18 protein-coding genes are annotated in these 21,637 nt (G+C 75.6%); 4 read left to right on the top strand and 14 right to left on the bottom strand.

Annotation, left to right across the window (positions count from 1 at the left end; genetic code table 11):
- Position 1 precedes the first annotated feature (1 nt).
- The 6 genes from ACIF8T_RS11620 to ACIF8T_RS11595 all read right to left on the bottom strand — a co-directional run bounded on the left by ACIF8T_RS11620 (position 2) and on the right by ACIF8T_RS11595 (position 5,540).
- Positions 2-406 (bottom strand): DUF779 domain-containing protein, encoded by a 405-nt coding sequence (locus ACIF8T_RS11620; RefSeq protein ID WP_400033687.1) that lies wholly within the window; start codon positions 404-406, stop codon positions 2-4.
- Positions 406-1,923: an aldehyde dehydrogenase gene (gene adh / locus ACIF8T_RS11615; RefSeq protein WP_400033685.1), complete on the bottom strand. Its 1,518-nt coding sequence runs from the start codon at positions 1,921-1,923 to the stop codon at positions 406-408. Before adh ends, ACIF8T_RS11620 begins: the two co-directional genes overlap by 1 nt.
- Positions 1,924-2,033: 110 nt before the next feature.
- Positions 2,034-3,263, bottom strand: a complete 1,230-nt coding sequence (locus ACIF8T_RS11610; protein ID WP_400033683.1) for a GAF domain-containing protein — start codon at positions 3,261-3,263, stop codon at positions 2,034-2,036.
- Positions 3,264-4,049: 786 nt separating this feature from the next.
- Positions 4,050-4,535 carry a hypothetical protein gene (locus tag ACIF8T_RS11605; RefSeq protein ID WP_400033681.1) on the bottom strand — a complete coding sequence of 162 codons (486 nt, stop codon included), beginning with the start codon at positions 4,533-4,535 and terminating at the stop codon, positions 4,050-4,052.
- A 204-nt stretch (positions 4,536-4,739) separates the two neighbouring features.
- On the bottom strand, positions 4,740-5,042 hold the full coding sequence (locus tag ACIF8T_RS11600) for a hypothetical protein (RefSeq protein WP_400033679.1): 303 nt from the start codon (positions 5,040-5,042) through the stop codon (positions 4,740-4,742).
- 105 nt (positions 5,043-5,147) lie between these two features.
- Positions 5,148-5,540 carry a DUF5997 family protein gene (locus ACIF8T_RS11595; protein WP_400033677.1) on the bottom strand — a complete coding sequence of 131 codons (393 nt, stop codon included), beginning with the start codon at positions 5,538-5,540 and terminating at the stop codon, positions 5,148-5,150.
- A 57-nt stretch (positions 5,541-5,597) separates the two neighbouring features.
- Here ACIF8T_RS11595 and ACIF8T_RS11590 point away from each other — a divergent pair, with 57 nt between their 5' ends.
- Positions 5,598-6,344: a LysR family substrate-binding domain-containing protein gene (locus tag ACIF8T_RS11590; RefSeq protein ID WP_400033675.1), complete on the top strand. Its 747-nt coding sequence runs from the start codon at positions 5,598-5,600 to the stop codon at positions 6,342-6,344.
- Positions 6,345-6,390: 46 nt separating this feature from the next.
- Here the strand turns inward: ACIF8T_RS11590 and ACIF8T_RS11585 are convergent, their stop codons facing one another.
- The 3 genes from ACIF8T_RS11585 to ACIF8T_RS11575 all read right to left on the bottom strand — a co-directional run bounded on the left by ACIF8T_RS11585 (position 6,391) and on the right by ACIF8T_RS11575 (position 13,441).
- A complete protein-coding gene (locus ACIF8T_RS11585; protein WP_400033673.1) occupies positions 6,391-7,152 on the bottom strand; it encodes a DUF4142 domain-containing protein in 762 nt (253 codons plus the stop codon).
- A gap of 105 nt (positions 7,153-7,257) precedes the next feature.
- Positions 7,258-10,071 carry a beta-L-arabinofuranosidase domain-containing protein gene (locus ACIF8T_RS11580; RefSeq protein ID WP_400033671.1) on the bottom strand — a complete coding sequence of 938 codons (2,814 nt, stop codon included), beginning with the start codon at positions 10,069-10,071 and terminating at the stop codon, positions 7,258-7,260.
- 205 nt (positions 10,072-10,276) lie between these two features.
- Positions 10,277-13,441 (bottom strand): carboxyl transferase domain-containing protein, encoded by a 3,165-nt coding sequence (locus ACIF8T_RS11575; protein ID WP_400033669.1) that lies wholly within the window; start codon positions 13,439-13,441, stop codon positions 10,277-10,279.
- Between the two features lie 74 nt (positions 13,442-13,515).
- Between ACIF8T_RS11575 and ACIF8T_RS11570 the strand changes: the two genes are divergently transcribed.
- Complete coding sequence (locus ACIF8T_RS11570) at positions 13,516-14,142, top strand: TetR/AcrR family transcriptional regulator (protein ID WP_400033667.1); 627 nt, start codon at positions 13,516-13,518, stop codon at positions 14,140-14,142.
- 196 nt (positions 14,143-14,338) lie between these two features.
- Here ACIF8T_RS11570 and ACIF8T_RS11565 read toward each other — a convergent pair whose 3' ends face one another.
- Positions 14,339-15,037 carry an HAD family hydrolase gene (locus tag ACIF8T_RS11565; protein ID WP_400033665.1) on the bottom strand — a complete coding sequence of 233 codons (699 nt, stop codon included), beginning with the start codon at positions 15,035-15,037 and terminating at the stop codon, positions 14,339-14,341.
- 43 nt (positions 15,038-15,080) lie between these two features.
- A complete protein-coding gene (locus tag ACIF8T_RS11560; protein ID WP_400033663.1) occupies positions 15,081-15,557 on the bottom strand; it encodes an Lrp/AsnC family transcriptional regulator in 477 nt (158 codons plus the stop codon).
- Between the two features lie 259 nt (positions 15,558-15,816).
- Here ACIF8T_RS11560 and ACIF8T_RS11555 point away from each other — a divergent pair, with 259 nt between their 5' ends.
- Together ACIF8T_RS11555 and ACIF8T_RS11550 are read left to right on the top strand one after the other, a co-directional pair.
- Entirely contained in the window at positions 15,817-17,313 is a 1,497-nt protein-coding gene (locus ACIF8T_RS11555; protein WP_400033661.1) for an FUSC family protein, read from the top strand.
- 100 nt (positions 17,314-17,413) lie between these two features.
- On the top strand, positions 17,414-18,442 hold the full coding sequence (locus ACIF8T_RS11550) for a lactonase family protein (RefSeq protein ID WP_400033659.1): 1,029 nt from the start codon (positions 17,414-17,416) through the stop codon (positions 18,440-18,442).
- A 383-nt stretch (positions 18,443-18,825) separates the two neighbouring features.
- Here ACIF8T_RS11550 and ACIF8T_RS11545 read toward each other — a convergent pair whose 3' ends face one another.
- The 3 genes from ACIF8T_RS11545 to ACIF8T_RS11535 form a co-directional block, all read right to left on the bottom strand.
- Complete coding sequence (locus tag ACIF8T_RS11545; RefSeq protein ID WP_400033657.1) at positions 18,826-19,749, bottom strand: sirohydrochlorin chelatase; 924 nt, start codon at positions 19,747-19,749, stop codon at positions 18,826-18,828.
- A gap of 202 nt (positions 19,750-19,951) precedes the next feature.
- Complete coding sequence (locus ACIF8T_RS11540) at positions 19,952-20,944, bottom strand: N-acetylglucosamine kinase (protein ID WP_400033655.1); 993 nt, start codon at positions 20,942-20,944, stop codon at positions 19,952-19,954.
- A complete protein-coding gene (locus ACIF8T_RS11535) occupies positions 20,941-21,618 on the bottom strand; it encodes a uracil-DNA glycosylase (protein ID WP_400033653.1) in 678 nt (225 codons plus the stop codon). The genes ACIF8T_RS11540 and ACIF8T_RS11535 overlap by 4 nt, the downstream gene beginning before the upstream one ends.
- Positions 21,619-21,637: the final 19 nt, after the last annotated feature.

Genomic DNA, 21,637 nt, shown 5'->3' with positions numbered 1-21,637 from the left:
GTCAATCGGTCGGGTCCGCGCCGGTCGGCAGGGGCGGTTCCGCCGCGCAGCGCCGCAGTTCCTCCCCGGTGAGCAGCCGGGAGCGGAGCAGGAAGCGGACGCCCTCCGGGGCCTCCAGGGAGAAGCCGCCGCCCCGGCCGGGGACCACGTCGACCGTGAGGTGGGTGTGCGACCAGTACGCGTACTGGTCCGCGCTCATCCAGAACGGCGTGTCACCGGCCACGTGCCCGAGCAGCACGTCCGAGCCGCCGACCCGGAACTCGCCGCGCGGGTAGCACATCGGGGCGCTGCCGTCGCAGCAGCCGCCGGACTGGTGGAACATCACCGGCCCGTGCGCCCGCACCAGCCGCCGCAGCAGGTCCCCGGCGGCCGGCGTCAGCGCCACCCGCGGCACCCGGGCGCCCATCAGAAGAACCCGAGCTTCTTCGCCGAGTAGCTCACCAGCAGGTTCTTCGTCTGCTGGTAGTGGTCGAGCATCATCTTGTGCGTCTCGCGGCCGATGCCGGACTTCTTGTAGCCGCCGAAGGCCGCGTGCGCCGGATAGGCGTGGTAGCAGTTCGTCCAGACCCGGCCCGCCTTGATCTCCCGGCCCAGCCGGTAGGCGGTGTTGCCGTCCCGGGTCCACACCCCGGCCCCCAGGCCGTACAGCGTGTCGTTGGCGATCTTCAGGGCCTCGTCGACGGAGTCGTACGTCGTCACCGACACCACCGGGCCGAAGATCTCCTCCTGGAAGATCCGCATGTCGTTGGTGCCGCGGAAGACGGTCGGCTCGACGTAGTAGCCGCCCTCCAGGCCGGGCACCGTGCGGGGGTTGCCGCCGGTGACGACCTCGGCGCCCTCCTTCCGGCCGATGTCGAGGTAGGAGAGGATCTTCTCGTACTGGTCGTTGCCGGCCTGCGCGCCGATCATGGTGGCCGGGTCCAGCGGGTCGCCGCTGACGATGGCCTCCGTGCGCCGCACGCAACGGGCCATGAACTCGTCGTAGATCGACGAGGGGATCAGCGCGCGGGACGGGCAGGTGCACACCTCGCCCTGGTTCAGCGCGAACATCACGAACCCCTCGACGGCCTTGTCCAGGAAGTCGTCGTCGGCGGCCGTCACGTCGGGCAGGAAGATGTTCGGGCTCTTGCCGCCCAGTTCCAGCGTGACGGGGATGATGTTCTCGCTCGCGTACTGCATGATCAGGCGGCCGGTCGTCGTCTCGCCGGTGAACGCCACCTTGGCCACGCGCGGGCTGGAGGCGAGCGGCTTGCCCGCCTCGACGCCGAAGCCGTTGACGACGTTGACCACGCCCGGCGGCAGCAGGTCGGCGATCAGCTCGATGACGTACAGCAGGCTCACCGGCGTCTGCTCGGCCGGTTTGATGACCACGCAGTTCCCGGCGGCCAGCGCGGGCGCCAGCTTCCAGGCGGCCATCAGGACCGGGAAGTTCCACGGGATGATCTGCCCGACGACGCCCAGCGGTTCGTGGAAGTGGTACGCGACGGTGTCGGCGTCGATCTCCGCGATGCTGCCCTCCTGGGCGCGCACCACCCCGGCGAAGTAGCGGAAGTGGTCCACGGCCAGCGGGATGTCGGCCGCGAGGGTCTCGCGGACCGGCTTGCCGTTCTCCCAGGTCTCCGCGACGGCGATCTTCTCCAGGTGCTCCTCGATGCGGTCCGCGATCCGGTTCAGGACGCCCGCGCGCTCGGTGGTGGAGGTGCGGCCCCACCGCTCGGCCGCCCGGTGCGCGGCGTCCAGGGCCAGGTCGACGTCGGCGGCGGAGGAACGGGCGACCTCGCAGAAGACCTCGCCCGTCACCGGGGTCGGGTTCTCGAAGTAGCGGCCCTCCACGGGGGCGACCCAGTCCCCGCCGATGAAGTTGTCGTAGCGGCGGGCGAAGGTGACGATGCTGCCGTCCGTTCCGGGCTGCGCGTACACCATGGCGGCTCTCCTCGGTGTGGCGGGTGACGGCCTCGGCCGTCGTGACGCCGTTCACTGTGGAGGCGGGAGGTTGGCGGGAGGTTGGCGCCGGTCGCGCGCGCCGCGCCGGGTCAGTCGCGCAGGGCCGTGGTGAGCCGGCCGGCCGCGATCGCGCGGCGGGTGTCGCCCGGCCCGAGCAGCCGCAGCGCGTGCGCGTGCACCTCCGCGTCGTACGGCGCGCGTTCGCCGTAGCGCAGCGCGTGCTCCGGGCGGTCGCTCGCCAGCACCGCCTCCCGTACGGCCACTTCGAGACGGGTGCGCCACTCCTCGATGCCCGGCGCCTGGGACCGGGGCAGCAGCGGGCCGCGGTACAGGCGCAGCGCGGTCCGCGCGTCGCCGTCCTCCAGCGCGCGCAGCACCTCCGCGGCGTCGCAGGACACCGGGACGGTCAGGGCGTAACGGCGGGGTGCGACACCGCCGCCGAGCGCGCGGCGCAGGTGGGAGATCTCCGCCTTGAACGTGGAGGCGGTGACCGGCCGGTCGCCGTACAGGGCGTCGCGCAGGCGGTCCGGCGCGAAACCGTCCGGTTCGAGGGCGAGGAGCGTGAGGATCTCGACCTGCCGGGGGCGCAGGGGGACCGACTGCCCGTCCCGGACGACCTGTTCGGCACCGAGGCAGGTCAGCCGCAGGTGGGGCGGGCCCGGGCGGGGCGGCTGCGCGGCCAGGCGGGTCTCGACGGCGGTCACCAGGCTGCGCACCGTCGCCATGGCCAGGGGGTGCGAACGGTCCCAGGTGGTGGACAGGTCCAGGACGCCGAGCACCCGGCCGTCCGGGCCGTGGATCGGGGCGCAGTAGCAGACCCAGCCGTGCAGCGCCGTCACCAGGTGTTCGGCGGAGAAGACGCAGGCGGGGCGGCCGGTGCGCAGGGCGAGGGAGAGGGCGTTGGTGCCCATGGCCGGTTCGTCCCAGCGGCCGCCCGGGGCGAAGTTGACGCGCTCGGCCCGGCGGCGCATGGCCGGGCCGCCGCACGTCCACAGGATCGTGCCGGACTCGTCGGTGACCGCGGTGACGAAGCCGGCGTCGTCGGCGATGCTGTGCAGTTCGCCGGCGAGGTCGGCGACGGGGCCGCGCAGCGGCGAGCACGACCAACGGTGGTGCACCGCGCCCCCGTCGGTGACCGGGGCGCTGTCCCGGCCGGGGTCCACGCTGCCCAGCGAGCGCGCCCACGACTCGGTCACCTCGCGGCGCAGCGCCGTGCCGCCGGCGGGCCGCCCGCCCGCGGTGCTCAACCGCGGTACCCAGCGGGACCATTCGTGCTCCAGCACGGCCCGGCGCCGCCGCAGGTCGGTGCGCTGTGTCATGTGCCTCCCCTGTCGTCGAACGGGGACAACCGGCTCCGGTCCGGCCGACGCCGGTGCCGACGCCGCCGGCTCCCGCCGGGTGACGCCGGTGGGCCGACAGCGGCTCCCGCCCGGGTGACGCCGGTGGGGCGGGCGCCGGCTTCCGTCCGGATGACGTCAGTGTGGCCGACGCGGCACCGGACCACCACAGCCGCGTCGCAGGCGGTGCTGCGCCCGGCCACCCGTCCCAGGGAGACGCCCGGCCGCGGAGCGCGCGGCTGTGCGTTTTCGTGGGGCGGGTGGCCGGGCGTTTCCGTGAGGTGGACGGCCGTGTGGTTCCTTGAGGTGTGGCTGTGCGTTTCCGTGGGGCGGGTGGCCGGGCGTTTCCGTGAGGTGGACGGCCGTGTGGTCCCTTGAGGTGTGGCCGTGCGTTTCCGCGTGTGGGTGGCCGCGCGTTTCCGTGGGGCGGGTGGACGCGCGGGCCCTCGGGAGTTGGCGGCGCGGCTCCGTACGGGGGACGGGTTCGCTCGGCCCGGGGGACGCGGACGGCCGCGCGTACCACCGGTGCGTGCCTCCGCGTCGCCCCGGCGTGGACAGCGCCGGGACGACGCGGTCGCTGCTCGGCGCCGGCCCCGGGCAGCCGCCGCACGCGCACGCACCGGCGGACCCGGGGACCACCCGCCGGTCCACGCGGCACCGGTGGCGGAGCGGCGGCCCCGGGGGCACGCGGTGCCCGGCCACCGCGACGGCCGGCGGGCCTCCGCCACCGCCCCGGGCGAGCGCGCTAGCCCGCCGGTCACCGCCCCCTCACCACCGCTGCTCCCGCTGCTCCGCGCTGACCGGCGCCAGCACGGCCAGCGTGCCGGTCGCCTCCCGCAGGGCCTCCTCCAGCCTGCCGGGGGCGTGCAGGGTGCCGGCGCCGTCGGGCGGGACGAGCCACTCCAGGCGTCCGGCGGGCCGGTACGGCGGGGGCACGGCGACCCAGGCCCCCCGGCCGACGCGCCGCACCCCGTACCCCACCCACTCGGTGGCCGGGTCGGGCGGCAGGAAGAAGCCGACCCGGCCCGCCGCGGAGTCCACCAGCGTGGGGCCGGGCACCTTCAGCGGGTCGCGCCACAGGAGGTCCAGGGCGAGCAGGCCCAGGCGCTCGGGAACCGTGAGGACGTCCCAGAAGCGCCCGGCCTCCAGCAGGACCGTCCCCGTGCCGTGGTCCCACGCGCGCTTGCACTCCTGGGGGTCCGAAGCGGCCGCGGCGAGCCACTCGACGGCTTGCTTCCACATCACGTTCGGCATGTCCACCCCAGGCGCAGTCGGTTGCGCCGCGACGGGCGCGCCTGGGCACGGGCCGACGGCCCGGCGGGACGACGCGCGCCGACCCGGCGCAGCCATGCTGGTAGATATTTCTATCCGCCGGAAGGGGTGGCGCGGTGTGGCGTTTACGGCGGGTGCCCGAAGGGTGACGAACGGCGACGGCGCCGCGCCGCCGGGCCGGGACCGTCAGTGGTCGTCCCAGTGCCCGTCGTGGGCGGCGTGCCGGTGGCCGTCGTGCACGAAGTCGGTGTGGTCGCCGTGCGGCACGGCGACGTGGCCGCAGCCCTCGCCGTGCTGGTGGGCGTGGCCCTCGTGGACGGCGTGACCGCCGCTCGCGCACTCGTCGACGTGTCCCTCGTGGGAGCGGTGGATGTGCCCGTCATGGGCGTAGTCGACGTGGTCGGCGTGCGGGAAGGCGACGTGGCCGCAGCCCTCGCCGTGGCTGTGGGTGTGGTCCTCGTGGGTGCGGTGGCCGGCGGTGGTGGTCATGGCGCCTCCCTGTGCGTCTCGGGTGGGGCGGCCCGGGCCTCTCCTCCCATTGTCCGCACCGGGAGGCCGTCGGCGAGCCGGCGGGCGGGCCGCCGTCCGCGCAGGTCAGGCGTCGCGTGCGGCGCGCTCCGCGTTCCGCTGCTTGATGCGGGCCGCCTCCTTGCGGACCTCGGCCTGCGTGGCGCGCTCCCGCTCCAGCCACTCGGGCCGTTCCCGCTTCAGGGCCTCGATCTGCTCCGTGGTGAGGGGCTCGGTGACGCCGCCGCGCGCGAGGCCCGCGATGGAGACGCCGAGCTTCGCCGCGACCACCGGGCGGGGGTGCGGGCCGTTGTTCCGCAGGTCGCGCAGCCACGGGGGCGGGTCCGCCTGGAGCGCGTTCAGTTCCGCGCGCGAGACGACACCCTCCCGGAACTCCGCGGGGGTGGCCTCGAGGTACACACCCAGCTTCTTCGCCGCGGTCGCGGGCTTCATGGTCTGGGTGCTCTGGTGCGACGTCATGCCTCCAGGGTATCGAGCATGTGCGCGAGCGCCGACCACGGCCGGTAACCTGGCCAGGTGACAGGCTCGGAAGTACCCCTCCCGTTCCGCCTCGCGTACGTCCCCGGGGTGACGCCCGACAAGTGGGTGCGCATCTGGAACGAGCGGCTGCCCGACGTCCCGCTGACCCTGGCGCAGGTGCCCGCCGCCGAGGCCGGCGACCTCCTGCTGGGCGGCGGCGCCGACGCGGGCCTCGTACGGCTGCCCGTCGACAGGACGGTCCTCAGCGCGATCCCCCTCTACACCGAGCAGACGGTCGTCGTGGTGCCCAAGGACCACCTCGTCACGGCGGTCGACGAGGTGTCGCCCGGGGACCTGGCCGACGACATCGTGCTGCACCCCCTCGACGACGTCCTCGCCTGGGAGGAACTGCCGGGCCGGCCCGCCCTCGAACGCCCCGCCACCACCGCCGACGCCGTGGAGCTCGTCGCGGCCGGCATCGGCGTGCTCGCCGTCCCGCTGTCCCTGGCCCGCCTGCACCACCGCAAGGACCTCACGTACCGGCCCCTCACGGACGCGCCCGGGTCGAGCGTGGCGCTGGCGTGGCCGCAGGACGCGACGACGGACCAGGTGGAGGACTTCATCGGCATCGTCCGCGGCCGCACCGTCAACAGCACCCGGGGCCGCAAGGCCGCACCGCCGCAGCCGAAGGAGAAGAAGCACGCCGGGACGGACGGCGCGCGTCGCGGGCGGGGCGGCCAGGGCGCGGGGCGGCCGGCGGCGCCCCGGCGCGGCCGGCGCGGCGGGCCCCGCCGCTCCTCGTAGCCCTCGCGGGGGGCCGGAGTCCGCGCGTTCCGGCCCCCCGCCCGGCTCAGCCGACCTGCGGCTGCGGGGACGGCGCGTAGGAGGGGTTCGGGGCGACCGTCTCCAGGTCCTTCAGGTCCTCGGGGACTTCCAGCACCCGGACCGGCGCGCCCGGCTGCGGAGGCGGCGGGGTCGTCTGGTCCTGGGGCAGCTTGGGCGGGTTGGTCTGCTGGAAGGTGACCTGCTCGTGGTTGACCAGGCCGGTCTTCTCCAGGACCGTGATGTGGTCGAGCACGGTGTCGTTGGTCTGGTCGGCCAGTTCCCGCACCAGGCTGTTGCGGGTGTTCGCCCGGATCTTGGCGACCGTCGGGAAGATCGAGCCGTGCGCGACGCGCATGATGGTCACCGCCGTGGAGTTGAACTCCTGGCCGCTGGTGCCCTCCGCCGTCGCCACGAACTGCTGCTGCTGCGGCGACGGTTCGTTCGGCAGGGTGATGCCCAGCTCCTGGGAGACCCTGCGGCAGGTCGCGTCGAGCCGGCCGTGCCCGACGAGCAGGTGCTCGCCCGCCTCCTTCATCGCCGGCGTGGTGCCCCGCTGGAGCACCAGCATCCCCAGCGGGTACTCCCACAGCCCGGCCGCGCGCACCCGGACGACGAAGTCGCGGTCCGCCTCGGTCAGCGGACCGTACTTGGTGTTGGCGATGATGCGGTCCTGGCCTGTCGCTGTGTTCTGCACGCCCAGCATCGTGGGATAGGCGAGCGCCGTGAGGGTGATGATCATGGCTCCGCCCACGAACGCGGTTCCGACCGTACGGCGCGAGATGCGCATCGTGCCTCCTGGATATGAACGGCCCAACGCCAGGAGGTACGGATGCGGGAGGCGAAACAATCACCGGAACCGCGAGTTTCTGCGAATGCCGTCCGCGGCCCCGGCTCAGCGCGCGTACGAGGCCGCCCGGGCCGTGCTCACCACCGTGTCCCCGTCGGCCCGGCTCAGCAGCCCGGCCGCCACCCAGGCGTCGGTCACCGACCGCACCCGCGCCACCAGCGCCCCCTTGCCGCCGAACGGTGCCGCGGCCCAGATCTCGTCCAGCAGCGTGGTGCCGTCCGCCCGGGCCGGGTTGGCGACGCCCGTGTCCCGGCCGCCGAGGATGACCCGGGGCTCCGCGCGCCGGAAGTAGACGTGCGTCGGGTCCTCGGTGCCCTCGGCGAACGGCGCCCACACGGTCCCGTCCAGCGTGAAGCGCAGCGGATCACCGGGCACGGGGGTGAGGGAAGGCAGCAGATCCCCGGAGAGACCGGCGTTGCGGTACAGCCCGACCTCCAGGTACGCGGTGGACGGGTCCCGGGCGACCAGGTTCACCGGCCCGTAGAACAGGGTCTGCAGGGACGGGTCGTCCGGTGTCTTCTCCACCCGCGCCCGGAACGGCATCGACACCCGCACGGTGTCCCCGGCCCGCCAGGTCCGGGACACCGCGAAGCAGGTCCCCGGCTCGGGAGTGCCGGGTGCGGCGCGCCCGTTGACCGTCACCCGGAACCCCGCCGTCGCCCACGCCGGCACCCGCAGCCACAGGGTGAAGGAGGCGCTGCCGCCGCCGATCACGAGCGTGCTGCCCTGCTCGCGCGGGTAGCCGGTGGTCTGCGTGACGGTGACGCCCTTCTCCGCCCAGGTCAGCGTGGACGGGCTGTAGAGGTTGACGTACAGGGCGCTGCCGTCGGCCCGCGCGAAGTACACCGAGTCCTGGTACTTGGTGGCGCTCTCCATGCCGGTGCCCTCGCAGCAGGTGGTGCCCTGCTTGGGCGTGTAGTCCCGCACGTGACCGGGCGTCAGCCCGATGAAATACGTGACGAGCGGCTTCTCGGCGTCCGGCCGGTCCTGCTTGGAGCCGAGCACCTGGTTGTACAGGGCCCGTTCGTAGTAGTCCATGTACGCCGGGTCCTGGTCGTGGAAGAACAGGGCCCGGCTGAGCTTGAGCAGGTTGTACGCGCAGCAGGTCTCGGCGGTCGTGGCCCCGATGGTGCCCGCGATGACGTCGCGGGCCTTCCAGAACTCGCCGGTGCTGGTGCCGCCGATCCCGTACATGCGGTGGGGCACGACCATGTGCCAGAAGTTCCGGGCGGCCGCCAGGTAGCGCTCCTCGCCCGTCGCGTCGTACAGCCGCAGGCAGCCGGTGAGGACCGGGATGTGCTGGTTGGCGTGCAGGCCGTCCAGCACGTCGGTGTCCGCGGCGCACGCGTCGATCAGCCGGTCGAGGTCGAACAGCCGGGCCAGCGCGAGGTGTTCGGGCCTGCCGGTGACCGCGTGCAGGTCGCAGACCGCCTCGGCGATGCCGCCGAACTCGCCGCTGGAGAAGATGCCCCACATGCGCTGCCGGGTGGCGGCGGACAGCTTCGACAGCCGGGCGTGCATCCAGTCGCACATCCCCGACGCCAGGTCCAGCGCCCGGTCGTCGCCGAGGGCGAGGTGGGCGTCCAGCAGGCCCCGCAGGATCTTGTGCGCGGTGTAGTACGGCGCCCACACCCGGAGGTAGTCGGGGCCGGTCATCGACTCCAGCTCGATGAACTGCGTCTCGGGGTACGCCGCGAGGAACCCGGGGTGGCTCGGCCCGCCCCAGGTGCGGCGCAGGGTGGCGGTCAGGCCGCGTCCGGAGGCGTCCGCGAACGTCCCCCCGCTCGTCTCGTCGAACGCGTACGACGCGAGGTCGCCGCGTCCCGCCGGGGTGTCGGCGGCGCGGGCGCCCGACAGCGCCCGGATCTCGCCGGCGGTCAGGGCGCGCCCGTAGACATCGACCTCCTCGACGGCGCCCGCGAAGACCGGGTCGGAGGCGAAGTGGGAGCGTCCCAGCCAGTGGTCGGCGAGCGTGCCCAGGGCCGCCGGGGTCAGGGTCATGGCGTCGTTGCGGGCCACCGGCGTGCCGTCGACGTAGAGGGTGCCGGTGCCGTCGGCGAGCGTCACGGCCAGGTGGCTCCACGCGTGTAGCGGCAGCGGCGCGGTGCCGTCGAGGCCCTGCTCGCCGCCCGGTCCCGAGGTGGTGACGGCGAAGCGGGGGACACCGGCCGCGGTGCGGGCGGCCAGGTACAGGTAGCGGGTGGTGTCGTTGCCGCAGTCGAGGACCCGCGCCCAGGCGGCGTCGTGGGCGGGCCGCACCCAGGCGGAGAGGGTGAGCGCGGAGGCACCGCCGAGCACCCCGGCCGGAAGGTCGACGTACCGGTACGACCCGCGCACGTTCTCCACGGCGGTGCCGAACCGTCCGTCGGTGCCCAGCACGGCCGGATCGGCGCGCAGCGCGGCCCGGACCTCGGTCAGCGCCCCGACCATGGTGCGGATCCGGTCCGCGAACACCTGCTCCCCGGTGCCGCGGTAGGCCTGCGCGAGCATGGTCAGGAAGTGGCCGGTGTAGTGCCCGCGCAGGTTGCCGTTGGCCTCGCCGTCCAGCCCCTCCCAGCCGCCGGGCGCCACCGCGCCGCCCGTGGCCAGGCCGGCGTTGGCGCGGAAGACCTGGAGCAGCCGGTTCACGTCGTAGCCGCGGGCGTGGTCGAGCATCAGCTCCCGCTTGTCGGCGAAGACGCCCCGCCCGAGCGTCACGTCCTCCGGTGCGAACGGCCGCACGGTCCAGGCGGAGGGGACGGCGGGACCGGCGGGCGCGGCGGCGTGGGCGCGCCCGCCCGCCGCCGGGGAGAGGGAGGGCGCGGCGGCGGCCAGCGCGGCGGCCCGGAGTACGGCGCGGCGGGGGAGGGGCGGTGCCATGGATGCTCCTCGTGTTCGATATAGCGAACGCTGTACGAAAGATCGAGCAGACGATAGGGAGGGGGCGGGGGAGCGTCAACGGGTCGGGAGGGGCGGGTTCCGGCCGTTCGGGGAGGCGGCGGGAGTAGGGCGCGCGGAGGGGCCGGCCGGGGTGCGCGGCGCCGGACGGAGCCGGAGCGCCCGGCGGTGCCGCCCGCCGCCGGGCCTACCAGGTGTCCACGAACGACCGCCGCTCGGCGCGCATATGCGGCGCCCCCTCCAGCGCCGCCAGGATCCACGCCCGCGACTCGGCCGGGTCGATCACCGCGTCGATCTCCAGCGCGGCCGCCGCGTTGACCGCCTTGCCGTGCTCGTACAGCTCCGCGACCCGGGCCTCGAAGGCGCGGGCGCGCTCGCCGGGGTCCTCGATCGCCGCCAGCTCCCGGCGGTAGCCGAGGCGGACCGCGCCCTCCAGGCCCATGCCGCCGAACTCCCCGCTCGGCCAGGTGGCGGTGGCCAGCGACGCCCGGGTGGACCCGCCCATCATGGCCATGGCGCCGAGCCCGTACGCCTTGCGCAGCACCAGGCTCACCAGTGGCACCCGCAGGTTGGCCCCCGTCACGAACAGCCGGGCGAAGTGCCGTACGGTGGCGGTCCGTTCGGCGTCCGGGCCCACCAGGAAGCCCGGGGTGTCGCACAGGGAGACGACCGGCAGCCCGAAGGCGTCGCAGAGCTGGAGGAAGCGGGCCGTCTTGTCGGCCGCGTCGCGGTCGATCGCGCCGCCCAGGTGGGCCGGGTTGCTGGCGATCAGCCCCATCGGACGCCCCTCGACGCGGATCAGGCAGGTCAGCACGCCCGCGCCGAAGGCCGGCCGGAGCTCCAGCACCGAGTCGGTGTCCGCGAGCCCGGTGACCGCCGCGCGGACGTCGTAGGCCCGCCGCCGGTTCTCCGGGACGACGTGCCGCAGCAGCCGCCGGTCCGGCGCCCGCCAGTCCGCCCGCGCACCGGTGAAGTACGACAGGTACCGCCGCGCCGCCCGCACGGCCTCCGCCTCGTCGGCGACCGCGAGGTCCACCACCCCGTTCGGCACCTGCACCGACAGCGGCCCGACCTCCTCCGGCCGGTACACGCCGAGCCCGCCGCCCTCGATCATCGCGGGCCCGCCCATGCCGATGGTGGCCCCGGGCGTGGCGATCACCACGTCGCAGCAGCCGAGCAGCGCCGCGTTCCCCGCGAAGCACCGGCCGGAGGCGATCCCGACCAGCGGGACCAGCCCGCTCAGCCGCCCCATCCGCGCGAACGTGGTCACGTGCAGACCCGCCACGGACGTGCTGTCCGTGTCGCCGGGCCGCCCGCCGCCGCCCTCCGCGAACAGCACCACCGGCAGCCGCCGCCGCTCGGCGAGCTCCAGCATCCGGTCGGTCTTGCGGTGGTTGTTCAGTCCCTGCGTCCCCGCCAGGACGGTGTAGTCGTACGACATCACCACGCACGGCTCTCCGGCCACCCGCCCGGTGCCGGTGACCATGCCGTCGGCCGGGGTGGACCGGATCAGGTCGTCCAGGGAGCGGCGCCGGCGCTGGGCGGCGACGGCCAGGGCGCCGAACTCGGTGAAGGAGCCCGGATCGCACAGGTCCGCGATGTTCTCGCGGGCGGTGCGCCGGCCGAGTGCGTGGCGCTGCGCCACCGCCTCGGGCCGGTTCTCGTCCAGCCCGAAGGCGTGCCGGTGCCGCACCTCGGCGAGGTCCGCGCGCACCAGGTCCGGGTCGGCCGCCTCGCCCGGCCCGTCCTCGGCGGGCCCGCCGGACACCTCCGTCAGCGTCACGAGCGGCTGCCCCTCACCGACCGTCGCGCCCACGCGCGCGTGCACCGCGCCGACCACACCGGAGCCGGGCGCCCGCACCACGTGCTCCATCTTCATGGCCTCGATCACCGCCAACGGCCGCCCCGCGCCGACCGCCTCGCCCGGGGAGACGTCGACGGAGACGACGGTCCCGCTCAGGGGCGCGGCCACCGTGCCCGGCTCGCCGGCTTCGGCGGCCGGCGGCGGCAGCGCCCGCACGTGCTCCGCCACCACGCCCGTGTGCGCCCAGAAGCGCGGCGCGGCGAGCACCTCGCGCAGCAGCGGGATCCCGGTCCGCACCCCCTCCACGGCGAAGTCGCCGAGCGCCCGGTGGGCCCGCGCGCAGGCCCCCTCGACCCCGCCGTGCGGCAGGTGCGCGACGACCTTCGCGAGCAGCGGGTCGTAGCGGACCCCGACCTCGTCACCGGCCCGCAGGGCCGTCTCCACGCGGATGCCGGGGCCGGTGGGCACGTCGAAGCGGGTGATCCGGCCCGCCGACGGGCGGACGCTCCCGTCGGCGCCCGGCACCTCGGCGTAGACCCGCGCCTGCACGGCCCACCCGCGCGGCGGAGCCGGCGGACCCGAGAGCCCCAGCTCCTCCAGCGTCTCCCCGGCGGCCAGCCGCAGCTGCGCGGCGACCAGGTCGACCCCGGTCACCTCCTCGGTGACGGTGTGCTCCACCTGGAGCCGCGGGTTGGCCTCGATGAAGTGGAACGCGTCGCCCCGGACCAGGAACTCGACGGTGACCAGGTTCGTGCAGCGGGCGGCGCGGGCCAGGCGCAGCGCGCTGTCGACGATCTCCTTCCGCAGCGCGTCCGCGAGACCGGGCGCCGGGGCGATCTCGATCAGCTTCTGGTGGCGGCGCTGCGCGCTGCAGTCCCGGTCCCACAGGTGGGTGACGGCCCCGGTGGCGTCCCCGACGACCTGCACCTCGACGTGCCGGGCGCCCTCCAGCAGCCGCTCCACGTACAGCTCGCCCCGTCCGAAGCCCGCCTCGGCCTCCGAACGGCACCGCTCCCAGGCCTCCTCCAGCTCCTCGGCCCGCCGGACGACCCGCAGCCCGCGCCCGCCGCCCCCGCCGACCGCCTTGATCATCAACGGCCCGCCCGCGAGGAACTCCCGCGCCTTGTCCGGGCCCGTCGCCCCCGGGGTCCCGTCGAGGACCGGCACGCCCGCCTCGACGGCCAGGGCGCGGGCGCGCGCCTTGTCCCCGAGGACCTCCAGCACCGCCGCCGGCGGCCCGACGAAGGTGATCCCCGCGTCGGCGCACCGCCGCGCGAAATCCGCGTCCTCGCTCAGGAAGCCGTACCCCGGGTGCAGGAAGCCGCAGCCCGTGCGCCGCGCGGCGGCCAGCACCGCCTCCGCGTCGAGGTAGCCGCTCACCGGCACGGCCTCGTCGGCCTGCCGCACGTGGGCGTCGTCGCCGTCGGCGTACACGGCGACCGTGCGCAGGCCGGCCTCCGCCGCGGCCCGCAGCACCCGGACGGCGATCTCCCCGCGGTTGGCGACGAGCACGGCGGCGGAACCCATCACGAGCCTCCAGGAGGTCATCGGAGCACGGCCCCTTCGGCGGGCCGTCCGACATGCTCATTGACATTGACGTCAACGTCAATACGCTGGACCGCGTGGCACACGAGCACAAGGCCTGGGCGGTGCGCACCGCCCGGGACCGCACCGACGCCCCGGCCCGCGCCCGCCTCCTGGACGCGGCCGAGACCGTCTTCGCCCGGCTCGGCTACGGCCCGGCCACGGTCGCCGACATCACCGCCGAGGCCGGGGTGTCCCGGGCGGGCTTCTACGTGTACTTCGCCTCCAAGGAGGAGGTCTTCCGCGTCCTCGCGGTCCGGGTGCGCGACGCGTTCCTCGCCGCGCAGGAGGTGCCGGGCGTCGACACCGACGACCTCGGCGCGGTCGCCGAGGCGTCGGTCGGCGCGTTCATCGCCGCCTACGCCCGGCACCTGCCGCTGCTCGGCCTCCTGGAGCAGCAGGCCCGCACCGACCCGGACGTCGCGGAGCTGTGGCGGGAGATCCGCGAACGGCCCGTGCGCCGCCACGCCCGCTACATCCGCCGGCTGGTCGCCGAGGGCCGGGCCCGCCCGGTCGTCGCGCCGCTGGCCCTGGCGCGTGCGGTCGGCGGCATGTGCGTGGAGTTCGCCCGCCACGCCGCCGAGCGCCCGCAGGCGTACGGGACCGCCGTGCGGGACGTCACCGCGCTGTACCTGCGGCTGCTGGGCGGCGGGGAGCCGTCCTGAGGGGCCGGCGGGATCCCGGGGTCCGACGGGGCCCCGGGGTCCGACGGGGCGAGGGCCCCGCCCGGCCCGCGTTTCCGGCGGCACCCCGGGACGTCACGGGGAGGCGTCTCCGGTAGTGCCCGAGCTCTCACGCGGAGGCGTCTCCGGTGGTGCCCGAGGCCTCATGCGGAGGCGTCTCCGGTGGTGCCCCGAGGTCTCACGCGGACGCGCGGCCCGCCTCCGCCAGCCACGCGTACGCCGCCCGCGCGGTGAACTCCCGCTGACCGCCCCGCAGCAGCAGGTCGGCGGTGGCGAACTCCGGGGCGTCGGCCTGCGCGGCCACGTACGGCAGGGCGATGCAGCGCATCCCGGCCGCGTGGGCCGCCGCGGCGCCGGGGGCGGCGTCCTCCAGCACCACGCAGTCGTGCGGGGCCGCGCCGAGCCGCCGGGCCGCCTCCAGGAACACGTCGGGCGCGGGCTTGCCGTGCGGGACCTCGTCGGCGGACACCACGGTGTGCAGGTGCGCGTCCAGGCCCGTGCCGGCCAGCACCGCCGCGATGGCCGCGGGCGAGGACCCCGAGGCCACGGCCATGGGCACGCCCTCGGCCGCCAGCAGCCCGACGAACGCGGACATCTCCGGGTACGCGCGCGTGGCGGCGCGGGCGAGCTCCAGGTAGTGGTCGTTCTTCACGGCGAGCAGCTCCGCCACGGACGCCCGCAGGCCGTACCGCCGCTTCCAGTCCGCGACCGTCTCCTGGGTGCTGATGCCGACGTACCGCTCGTGGTCCGCCCAGGTGAAGTCCGTGACGCCGTGCTCGGCGAGCGTCCGGCGGCCCGCTTCGTAGTAGTTCGGCTCGCTGTCCACGAGCGTTCCGTCGAGATCGAAGATGACCGAGAGGCCGCCGAGTGTGCTCATGGCGTCCAGGATGCCAAGGAGGGGCGCCCGGCCCCCCGGGGCCTCACTTCCCCGCCGACCGCCCGATCGACTCCACCAGCGGCAGCAGCCGGTACGGGACGCGCTCGCGCAGCGCCACCTCGGTCCGGGTGCGGACCACTCCGGGCAGGCTGATCAGCTTCTGGATCACGTCCTCCAGGTGGGCGTTGTCGCGCGCCACGACCCGGGTGAGCAGATCGCCGCCGCCGGCGATGGAGAACGCCTCGACGATCTCCGGCACCTCGGCGAGGCCGTCGCCCACCTCGTTCAGGTGCCCCTGGGTGACCTCGATGTGCACGAACGCCTGGACCGGGTGGCCGAGCGCGGCGGGGGAGAGGGTGGGGCCCGTGCCGGTGATCACGCCGTCGCGTTCCAGCCGGTCCAGGCGGGCCTGGAGGGTGCCGCGGGCGATCCCGAGGATCCGGGCGTACTCGCGGACGCTGGTGCGCGGCTGTTCCAGGAGCAGCCGCAGGATGCGGGTGTCGAGCTCGTCCACGGCCATCGTGCCCGGCCTCCTCGTGCGGTGGTGATCGTCCGCGACTGTACCAATGGCCCGGTGGGGTGCCGGACCGGTGGACCAGCGATCGTCGGCCGTTGGCTTACCGGAGGAGGGGACGGAGCGAGGTTTGCTGGGCCAATGGACCAGTACCGGGAACGCCTGTTGAGCCAGTGGCGGAAAGGGTGCTGATATGGGTGTGTCGATGGCGCTGCGGACTCCGCGGCGCCTTTTGCGTGCAGGCGTACGAAGGAGGCGGTAAGCAGTGCTGAAGAGGGTGTTCGTGGCTCCGGACCCGGGGCGGGTCCGGCTGCGCTTCGCCGCGCGGGCCGTGCTCGGCATCGGGCTCGCGGTCGTCGTGTGCGGTCTCGCCGGCCACTCCCTCGCGGGCGCCGTCACCGGCGGCCTCGCGGCGCTGCTCGCCCTGTTCACCGTGACCGACGCGACCGTGCGCGGCCAGGCGGTCACCACCGCGCTGCTGCCGGCGGTCGGCCTGCCGGTGCTGGCCGCGGCGGCCGGGCTGCACGACCAGCCCGTCGCCCGCGACCTCACCTTCCTCGCCGTGGTCGGCGCGGGCGTGTACGCGCGTCGCTGGGGGCCGCGCGGGCACAGCCTCGGCGTGTTCGCGTTCATGACGTTCTTCGTGGCCCAGTTCCTGCACGCCACCACCGGCCAGCTGCCCGAGCTGTTCGCCTCCGTCCTGCTCTCCGTGCTCGCCGCGGCCGTGGTGCGGTTCGGCCTGTGGTGCTACGAGCGCCGCCTTCCCCCGGCCCCCGTGCCGGCCCCGCCCGGCGGCACCGGACTGGCCCGCGTGACCACCCGCCAGGCGATCCAGGCGACCGCCGGCGCGGGCTTCGCCCTGGTCGTGGGCCAGCTGCTGTCCGGGCAGCGCTGGTACTGGGCCGTCGGCGCCACCTGGTGGATCTTCGTCAATACCACCTCGCGCGGCGAGACCCTGGTGCGCGGCTTCCGGCGGGTGCTCGGCACCGTCCTCGGCATCGGACTCGGCCTGCTCGTCGCCGTCCCCGTGCACGGCGCCCCGGCCCCCACGGCCGCGCTCGTCGCCCTCTGCGTCTTCGGCATCTTCTACACGGCCGCCGTCTCCTACACCTGGATGATGCTCTGGGTGACGCTGCTGGCCGGACTGCTCTACGGCCTGCTCGGCGTCCTCAGCCCCGCCCTGCTCGCCCTGCGGCTCGCCGAGACCGGCGTCGGCGCGCTCGGCGCCGCGCTGGCCGTGATCCTCGTCCTGCCGGTGACCACGCACAGCGTCACCGACGCGTGGATCCAGCGCGCCCTGCGCTGCGTCCACGCGTGCACCGCCGAGACCGCCGCGCGGCTGGCGGGCGTCCCGGACGCCGACCCGGCCCCGCGGGTGGCCGAACTGGAGCAGCTGCTCGGCCGGGTGCGGCTCTCCGTCGCCCCGCTGGTCCACCCGCTCAACCCGATGCTCGGCCGCAAGCGCCGGGCCCGCCGGGTGCTCGGCCTCCTCGACGACTGCGCCCGCGAGATCCGCGGCCTGGTCGCCGTCGCCGCCGACCCGGAGGCCTCCCACGACGCGCGCCTGGCCGCCGCCTGCCGGCGCGTGCAGGACGCGGTCGAGGCGCTGACCGGTGCCGGGACGGGCGAGCTCGCCCCCGCACCGGCCGAGCACCCGGTGACCGAACCGGTCCTCGCCCACCTGCACGGCCTGGAGCGCGCCCTGGCGGAACTCGCCCAGCCGCTGCGCACGCCGTCCGGCTCCCCGCTGGTCGGCGCCTGACCCGCGCCCCGGACACACGCCGTTCTCCTCGCTACCCCCTCCTGGTCTAGACCTTTCTGCTACCGTCGCCCCGACCGGCACCGGCGGAGAGGGGACAGCGATGGCACAGGGCGAGGGGCGACGGGCGTACATCGGCTCGTTCACGGCGGCCGGCGGCCCCGGGATCGTGGCCGCGGCGGTCGACCCGGACACCGGCGCGCTGACCGCCCTGGGCGCCGTGAACGGCCTGCCCGACCCGTCCTACCTGGCCCTGTCACCCGCCGGCGACACCCTCTACGCGGTCAGCGAGACCCCGCAGGGCGCGGTGGCCGCCTACCGGGTGACCGGGGAACGGCCCGAGCCGGCCGGGCCGCCGGTGCCGGTCGGCGGCAGCGGGCCGACCCACCTCAGCGTGTTCGCCGGCCACGTCCTGACCGCCAACTACGGGTCCGGCAGCGTCACCGCCGTCCCCGTCCGGGCCGACGGCACCCTCGCCCCCTCCCCGTCCGGGGTGCTCCGGCACACCGGCTCCGGGCCGCACACCCAGCGCCAGCGGGGCCCGCACGCCCACCAGGTGCAGCCGGACCCGACCGGCCGCTGGGCCGTCAGTGTCGACCTCGGCACCGACTCGGTGCGGGTCTGCACCCTGGCCGGGGACGGCCTGCGCCCGCACCGGGAGACCGCGCTGCGCCCCGGCTCGGGCCCGCGCCACCTCGCCTTCCACCCCGGCGGCTCGCTCGCGTACGTGGTCAACGAGCTGACCCCCACCGTCACCGTCTGCCGCTGGGACCCCGCCGACGGCACGCTGGCCCCACTCACCGAGACACCGGTCCTGCCCGGCGCCCCGGCCGGTGACGCCTACCCGTCCGGCGTCGTCGCCTCGCCCGACGGCCGGTTCGTGTGGACCGCCACGCGCGGCGAGGACGTGCTGTCGGTGCTCGCCGTCGAGGGCGACGGCCTGCGCCTGACGGCGACCGTGCCGTGCGGCGGCCACTGGCCGCGCGCGCTCACCGAGTCCGGCGGCTTCCTCTACGTGGCCAACGAGCGCTCGGGGGACGTCACCTGGTTCGCCGTCGACCCGCACACGGGTGTGCCCCGGCGATCCGGCTCGCTCCGGGTGGCCGCGGCGTCGTGCGTGGTGGTCGGCTGAGTGCGGCGGTGGCGCTCGCCGGGTGGCCGTGCGTCCGGTGTGGCGCGGCGGGTCGGCTTGCTCGGGGTGGCCTGCCGGGTCGTGTGTGGGTGGTCGGCTGAGTGCGGCGGTGGCGCTCGCCGGGTGGCCGTGCGTCCGGTGTGGCGCGGTGGGCCGGTTCGCTCGGGGTGGGCCGGTTCGCTCGGGGTGGCCGCGGCCCGGTGCGCGGTGGCCGACCCGGGCTGCTCGACCGCGCGGTGTGTGACGTCCGCCGGGCGGGCGTTTGTCCGAGGCGTCGCGGTGGCGGCGGCCGGGGCCCGGCGGGACCGTGACAGGACGACGGGCCCGCTCCCCGGGAGGGAGCGGGCCCGTCGGTCGTCCGTGCGTCCGCGCGTCGCCGCGCCTCAGCGTACCGGCGCGCCCTGCGGCTGCTGCGGCGCGATGCCCAGCGCGGTCGTGTACCTGGCCAGGGCCAGCTTGCCGATCGCCGGGTAGGGGCCGAGCGCCTCCGAGGCGGGGCAGCCCGCCTCCTTGGCCGCCTCCTCCACCAGGGCGGCGTCGATCTCGGGACCGATCAGGTACGGCGCGAGTGCCAGCTGCTGCGAGCCCGCGGACCGCAGCTGCTCGGCGACGGACGCGATCGAGCCCTCCTGGTCCAGGGCCGCCGCCATCACCGGCACGGCCAGGCGGGCGGCGAGCAGCATGCCGGTGATCCCGGCGGCCTGCACGGCCTCGTCGCCGCCCACGGAGGCCAGGATGATGCCGTCCGCGGCCGTCGCGACCGTGAACAGGCGGGCCCGGTCCGCGCGGGCCAGACCGGCCTCCGACAGCCGCACGTGCAGCGCCTCGGCGAGCAGCGGGTGCGGGCCGAGCACGTCGGTCAGCTCGGCGGCGACCCGGCTGTCCATCACGGCCTGGCGGACCTGGCGCAGCAGCGCGCTGTCCGGGCCGGCGAGCAGCGGCACGACGACGGCGACGGGGCCCTCGGGCTCCTTCACGTCCATGCCTGCGGCGCGCGCCTGCTCGAAGCGGGCGGTGCGCTCCTCGGCGGCGTGCGCGAGGACGGACCGCAGCGAGAGGTACGCGGTGTCGTCCCCGTCGAGGTATCCGATGCGGGCGTCGAGGCCGGGCAGCTCGGAACGTGCGATGCTCACGACCTCCTCGGCGAGGCCGCGTGTGGCGCTACTGGGCGTACCCGGCACGGCGAGGACGAGCGCGGGCGCACCCTCGGGAGCCACCAGGGGTTCGGGACGGCGGTGGCGTCCGGGCTGGCGGGGGCGCGGCATTCGTACGGGCAGGCCGGACGCGGGCCCAGTAGGGGAACTCATGGTGCCGCATGTTAGTGGTTTCCTGGGCTCCCCTGTTCGGGGAGGGTGCAGGTGAGCGGTATCCGTCCGGTTTTGTCTGATGAGTCGCCTACGTACGGGGAACGGCCGGTGCCCTCCCCGTCCGCCCGGGATCGCTTCGCGATGGTGAACGGGGTCGAGACGTGCGGCGGCCTCGGTACGCCGGGCGTCCGGGGTGCCGGGGTCACTCACCCGCCACGGTGGTGACGGTGAGCAGCCTCTCGTCACCCGGAAGGGTGAACGTGCCCGCCGCCAGGTCGGTCGCGACGCGTACCGCTCCGTGCAGGGGGTCGCCCTCGGCGGTCACCCGCCGCGCGTGCGGCAGCCGCCGGGCCAGCTGCTCGTCCAGGGGTCCGAGCAGGGGGCCGCCGAGCCTGGCCAGGCCGCCGGTGAGCGCGATCCGCGGCTCTCCCGCCGCCGGGCACACGGCCGCCGCGGAGTCGGCCATGTGGCGGGCGGCCGCGCGCAGGATGCCCGCGGCGACCGGGTCCCCGTCCGCGCAGGCCGCCACGCGGGGCGCGAACGAGGCGAGCACCGCGGGCCGGTCCGGCCGCGGATACAGCCGCCCGGGCAGCCCCGCCACGGGACCGAACACCTCCTCGGCGCACGCCAGCAGCCGCGCCGAGCCGCCCTCCCGTCCGTCGTGCGCGCGCAGTGCCGCCTCCAGCCCGGCCCGCCCGATCCAGGCACCGCTGCCGCAGTCGCCGAGCAGATGCCCCCAGCCGTCCGCGCGCCGCCACCCGGCCAGGTCGGTGCCGACCGCGATCAGTCCGGTGCCGGCGGCGATCACCGCACCGGGCCGCGGTCCGAGCGCGCCGACGTACGCGGTGACGGCGTCGGCGGCGAGGACCACGCGCCGCACACCCAGCTCCCGGGCCAGGGCGCCGGGCAGCTCGGCGCGCAGGGCGTCGCCCAGGCCGGCCAGCCCGGCCGCCCCGACGACCGCCGTCTCCGGTCGCCACGCCCCGGCCTCCGCCGCCAACGCCCGGACCAGGGGCACCAGTTGCTCCATCAGGTGCCCGGGGTCGATGCCCCGCGCACCGGTGCGCACGGGCTCGGTGGAGGCGCCGCGGGCCAGCGGGCCGCGTCCGGCGGTTCCGACGGCGACGCGCAGCCCGGAGCCGCCCGAGTCGACGGCGACGAACCCGGGCCCGTCTCCGGCCGCCGGTCCGGTCACGGCAGGCGCCAGTCCACCGGTTGGCCGCCCTGACGGATCAGGAGGTCGTTGGCGCGGCTGAACGGGCGGGAACCGAAGAAGCCCCGGTCCGCGGACATGGGGGAGGGGTGGGCCGACTCCACCGCGGGCAGGTCGCCGAGCAGCGGACGGCAGTTGCGGGCGTCGCGGCCCCACAGGATGGACACCAGGGGCTTGCCGCGCGCCGCCAGGGCCCGGATCGCCTGCTCGGTCACCTCTTCCCAGCCCTTGCCGCGGTGCGCGCCGGGTTTGCGCGGGGCCGTGGTGAGCGCCCTGTTGAGCAGGAGCACGCCCTGCTCGGTCCACGGCGTCAGATCGCCGTTGGACGGCTGGGGCAGGCCGAGGTCGGCGCCGAGCTCCCGGTAGATGTTGACGAGGCTGCCGGGCAGCGGCCGCACGTCCGGCGCGACCGAGAACGACAGTCCCACCGCGTGCCCCGGTGTCGGGTACGGATCCTGACCGACGATCAGGACGCGTACGTCGTCGAAGGGTTGCTGGAAGGCCCGCAGGACGTTGGGGCCCGCGGGGAGGTAGGTGCGTCCCGCGGCGATCTCCGCGCGCAGGAAGTCACCCATCGCCGCGATCCGCCCGGCCACCGGTTCCAGGGCCTTCGCCCAGCCCGCTTCGACGATTTCATGCAAGGGTCGTGGTGCCACGGGCGTCACCCTACTGCCG

The organism is Streptomyces sp. NPDC085946 (genome assembly GCF_044540485.1).
In the GTDB taxonomy this organism is placed as follows: Bacteria; Actinomycetota; Actinomycetes; order Streptomycetales; family Streptomycetaceae; genus Streptomyces.
Note: the sequence above shows the minus strand (reverse complement) of the source record. Positions and strands in the feature narration are given on the sequence as shown.

Coding starts and splice junctions, on each gene's coding strand:
- ACIF8T_RS11620 (WP_400033687.1), bottom strand. CDS start 406: ATGGGCGCCCGGGTGCCGCGGGTGGCGCTGACGCCGGCCGCCGGGGAC.
- adh (WP_400033685.1), bottom strand. CDS start 1,923: ATGGTGTACGCGCAGCCCGGAACGGACGGCAGCATCGTCACCTTCGCC.
- ACIF8T_RS11610 (WP_400033683.1), bottom strand. CDS start 3,263: ATGACACAGCGCACCGACCTGCGGCGGCGCCGGGCCGTGCTGGAGCAC.
- ACIF8T_RS11605 (WP_400033681.1), bottom strand. CDS start 4,535: ATGCCGAACGTGATGTGGAAGCAAGCCGTCGAGTGGCTCGCCGCGGCC.
- ACIF8T_RS11600 (WP_400033679.1), bottom strand. CDS start 5,042: ATGACCACCACCGCCGGCCACCGCACCCACGAGGACCACACCCACAGC.
- ACIF8T_RS11595 (WP_400033677.1), bottom strand. CDS start 5,540: ATGACGTCGCACCAGAGCACCCAGACCATGAAGCCCGCGACCGCGGCG.
- ACIF8T_RS11585 (WP_400033673.1), bottom strand. CDS start 7,152: ATGCGCATCTCGCGCCGTACGGTCGGAACCGCGTTCGTGGGCGGAGCC.
- ACIF8T_RS11580 (WP_400033671.1), bottom strand. CDS start 10,071: ATGGCACCGCCCCTCCCCCGCCGCGCCGTACTCCGGGCCGCCGCGCTG.
- ACIF8T_RS11575 (WP_400033669.1), bottom strand. CDS start 13,441: ATGACCTCCTGGAGGCTCGTGATGGGTTCCGCCGCCGTGCTCGTCGCC.
- ACIF8T_RS11565 (WP_400033665.1), bottom strand. CDS start 15,037: ATGAGCACACTCGGCGGCCTCTCGGTCATCTTCGATCTCGACGGAACG.
- ACIF8T_RS11560 (WP_400033663.1), bottom strand. CDS start 15,557: ATGGCCGTGGACGAGCTCGACACCCGCATCCTGCGGCTGCTCCTGGAA.
- ACIF8T_RS11550 (WP_400033659.1), top strand. CDS start 17,414: ATGGCACAGGGCGAGGGGCGACGGGCGTACATCGGCTCGTTCACGGCG.
- ACIF8T_RS11545 (WP_400033657.1), bottom strand. CDS start 19,749: ATGAGTTCCCCTACTGGGCCCGCGTCCGGCCTGCCCGTACGAATGCCG.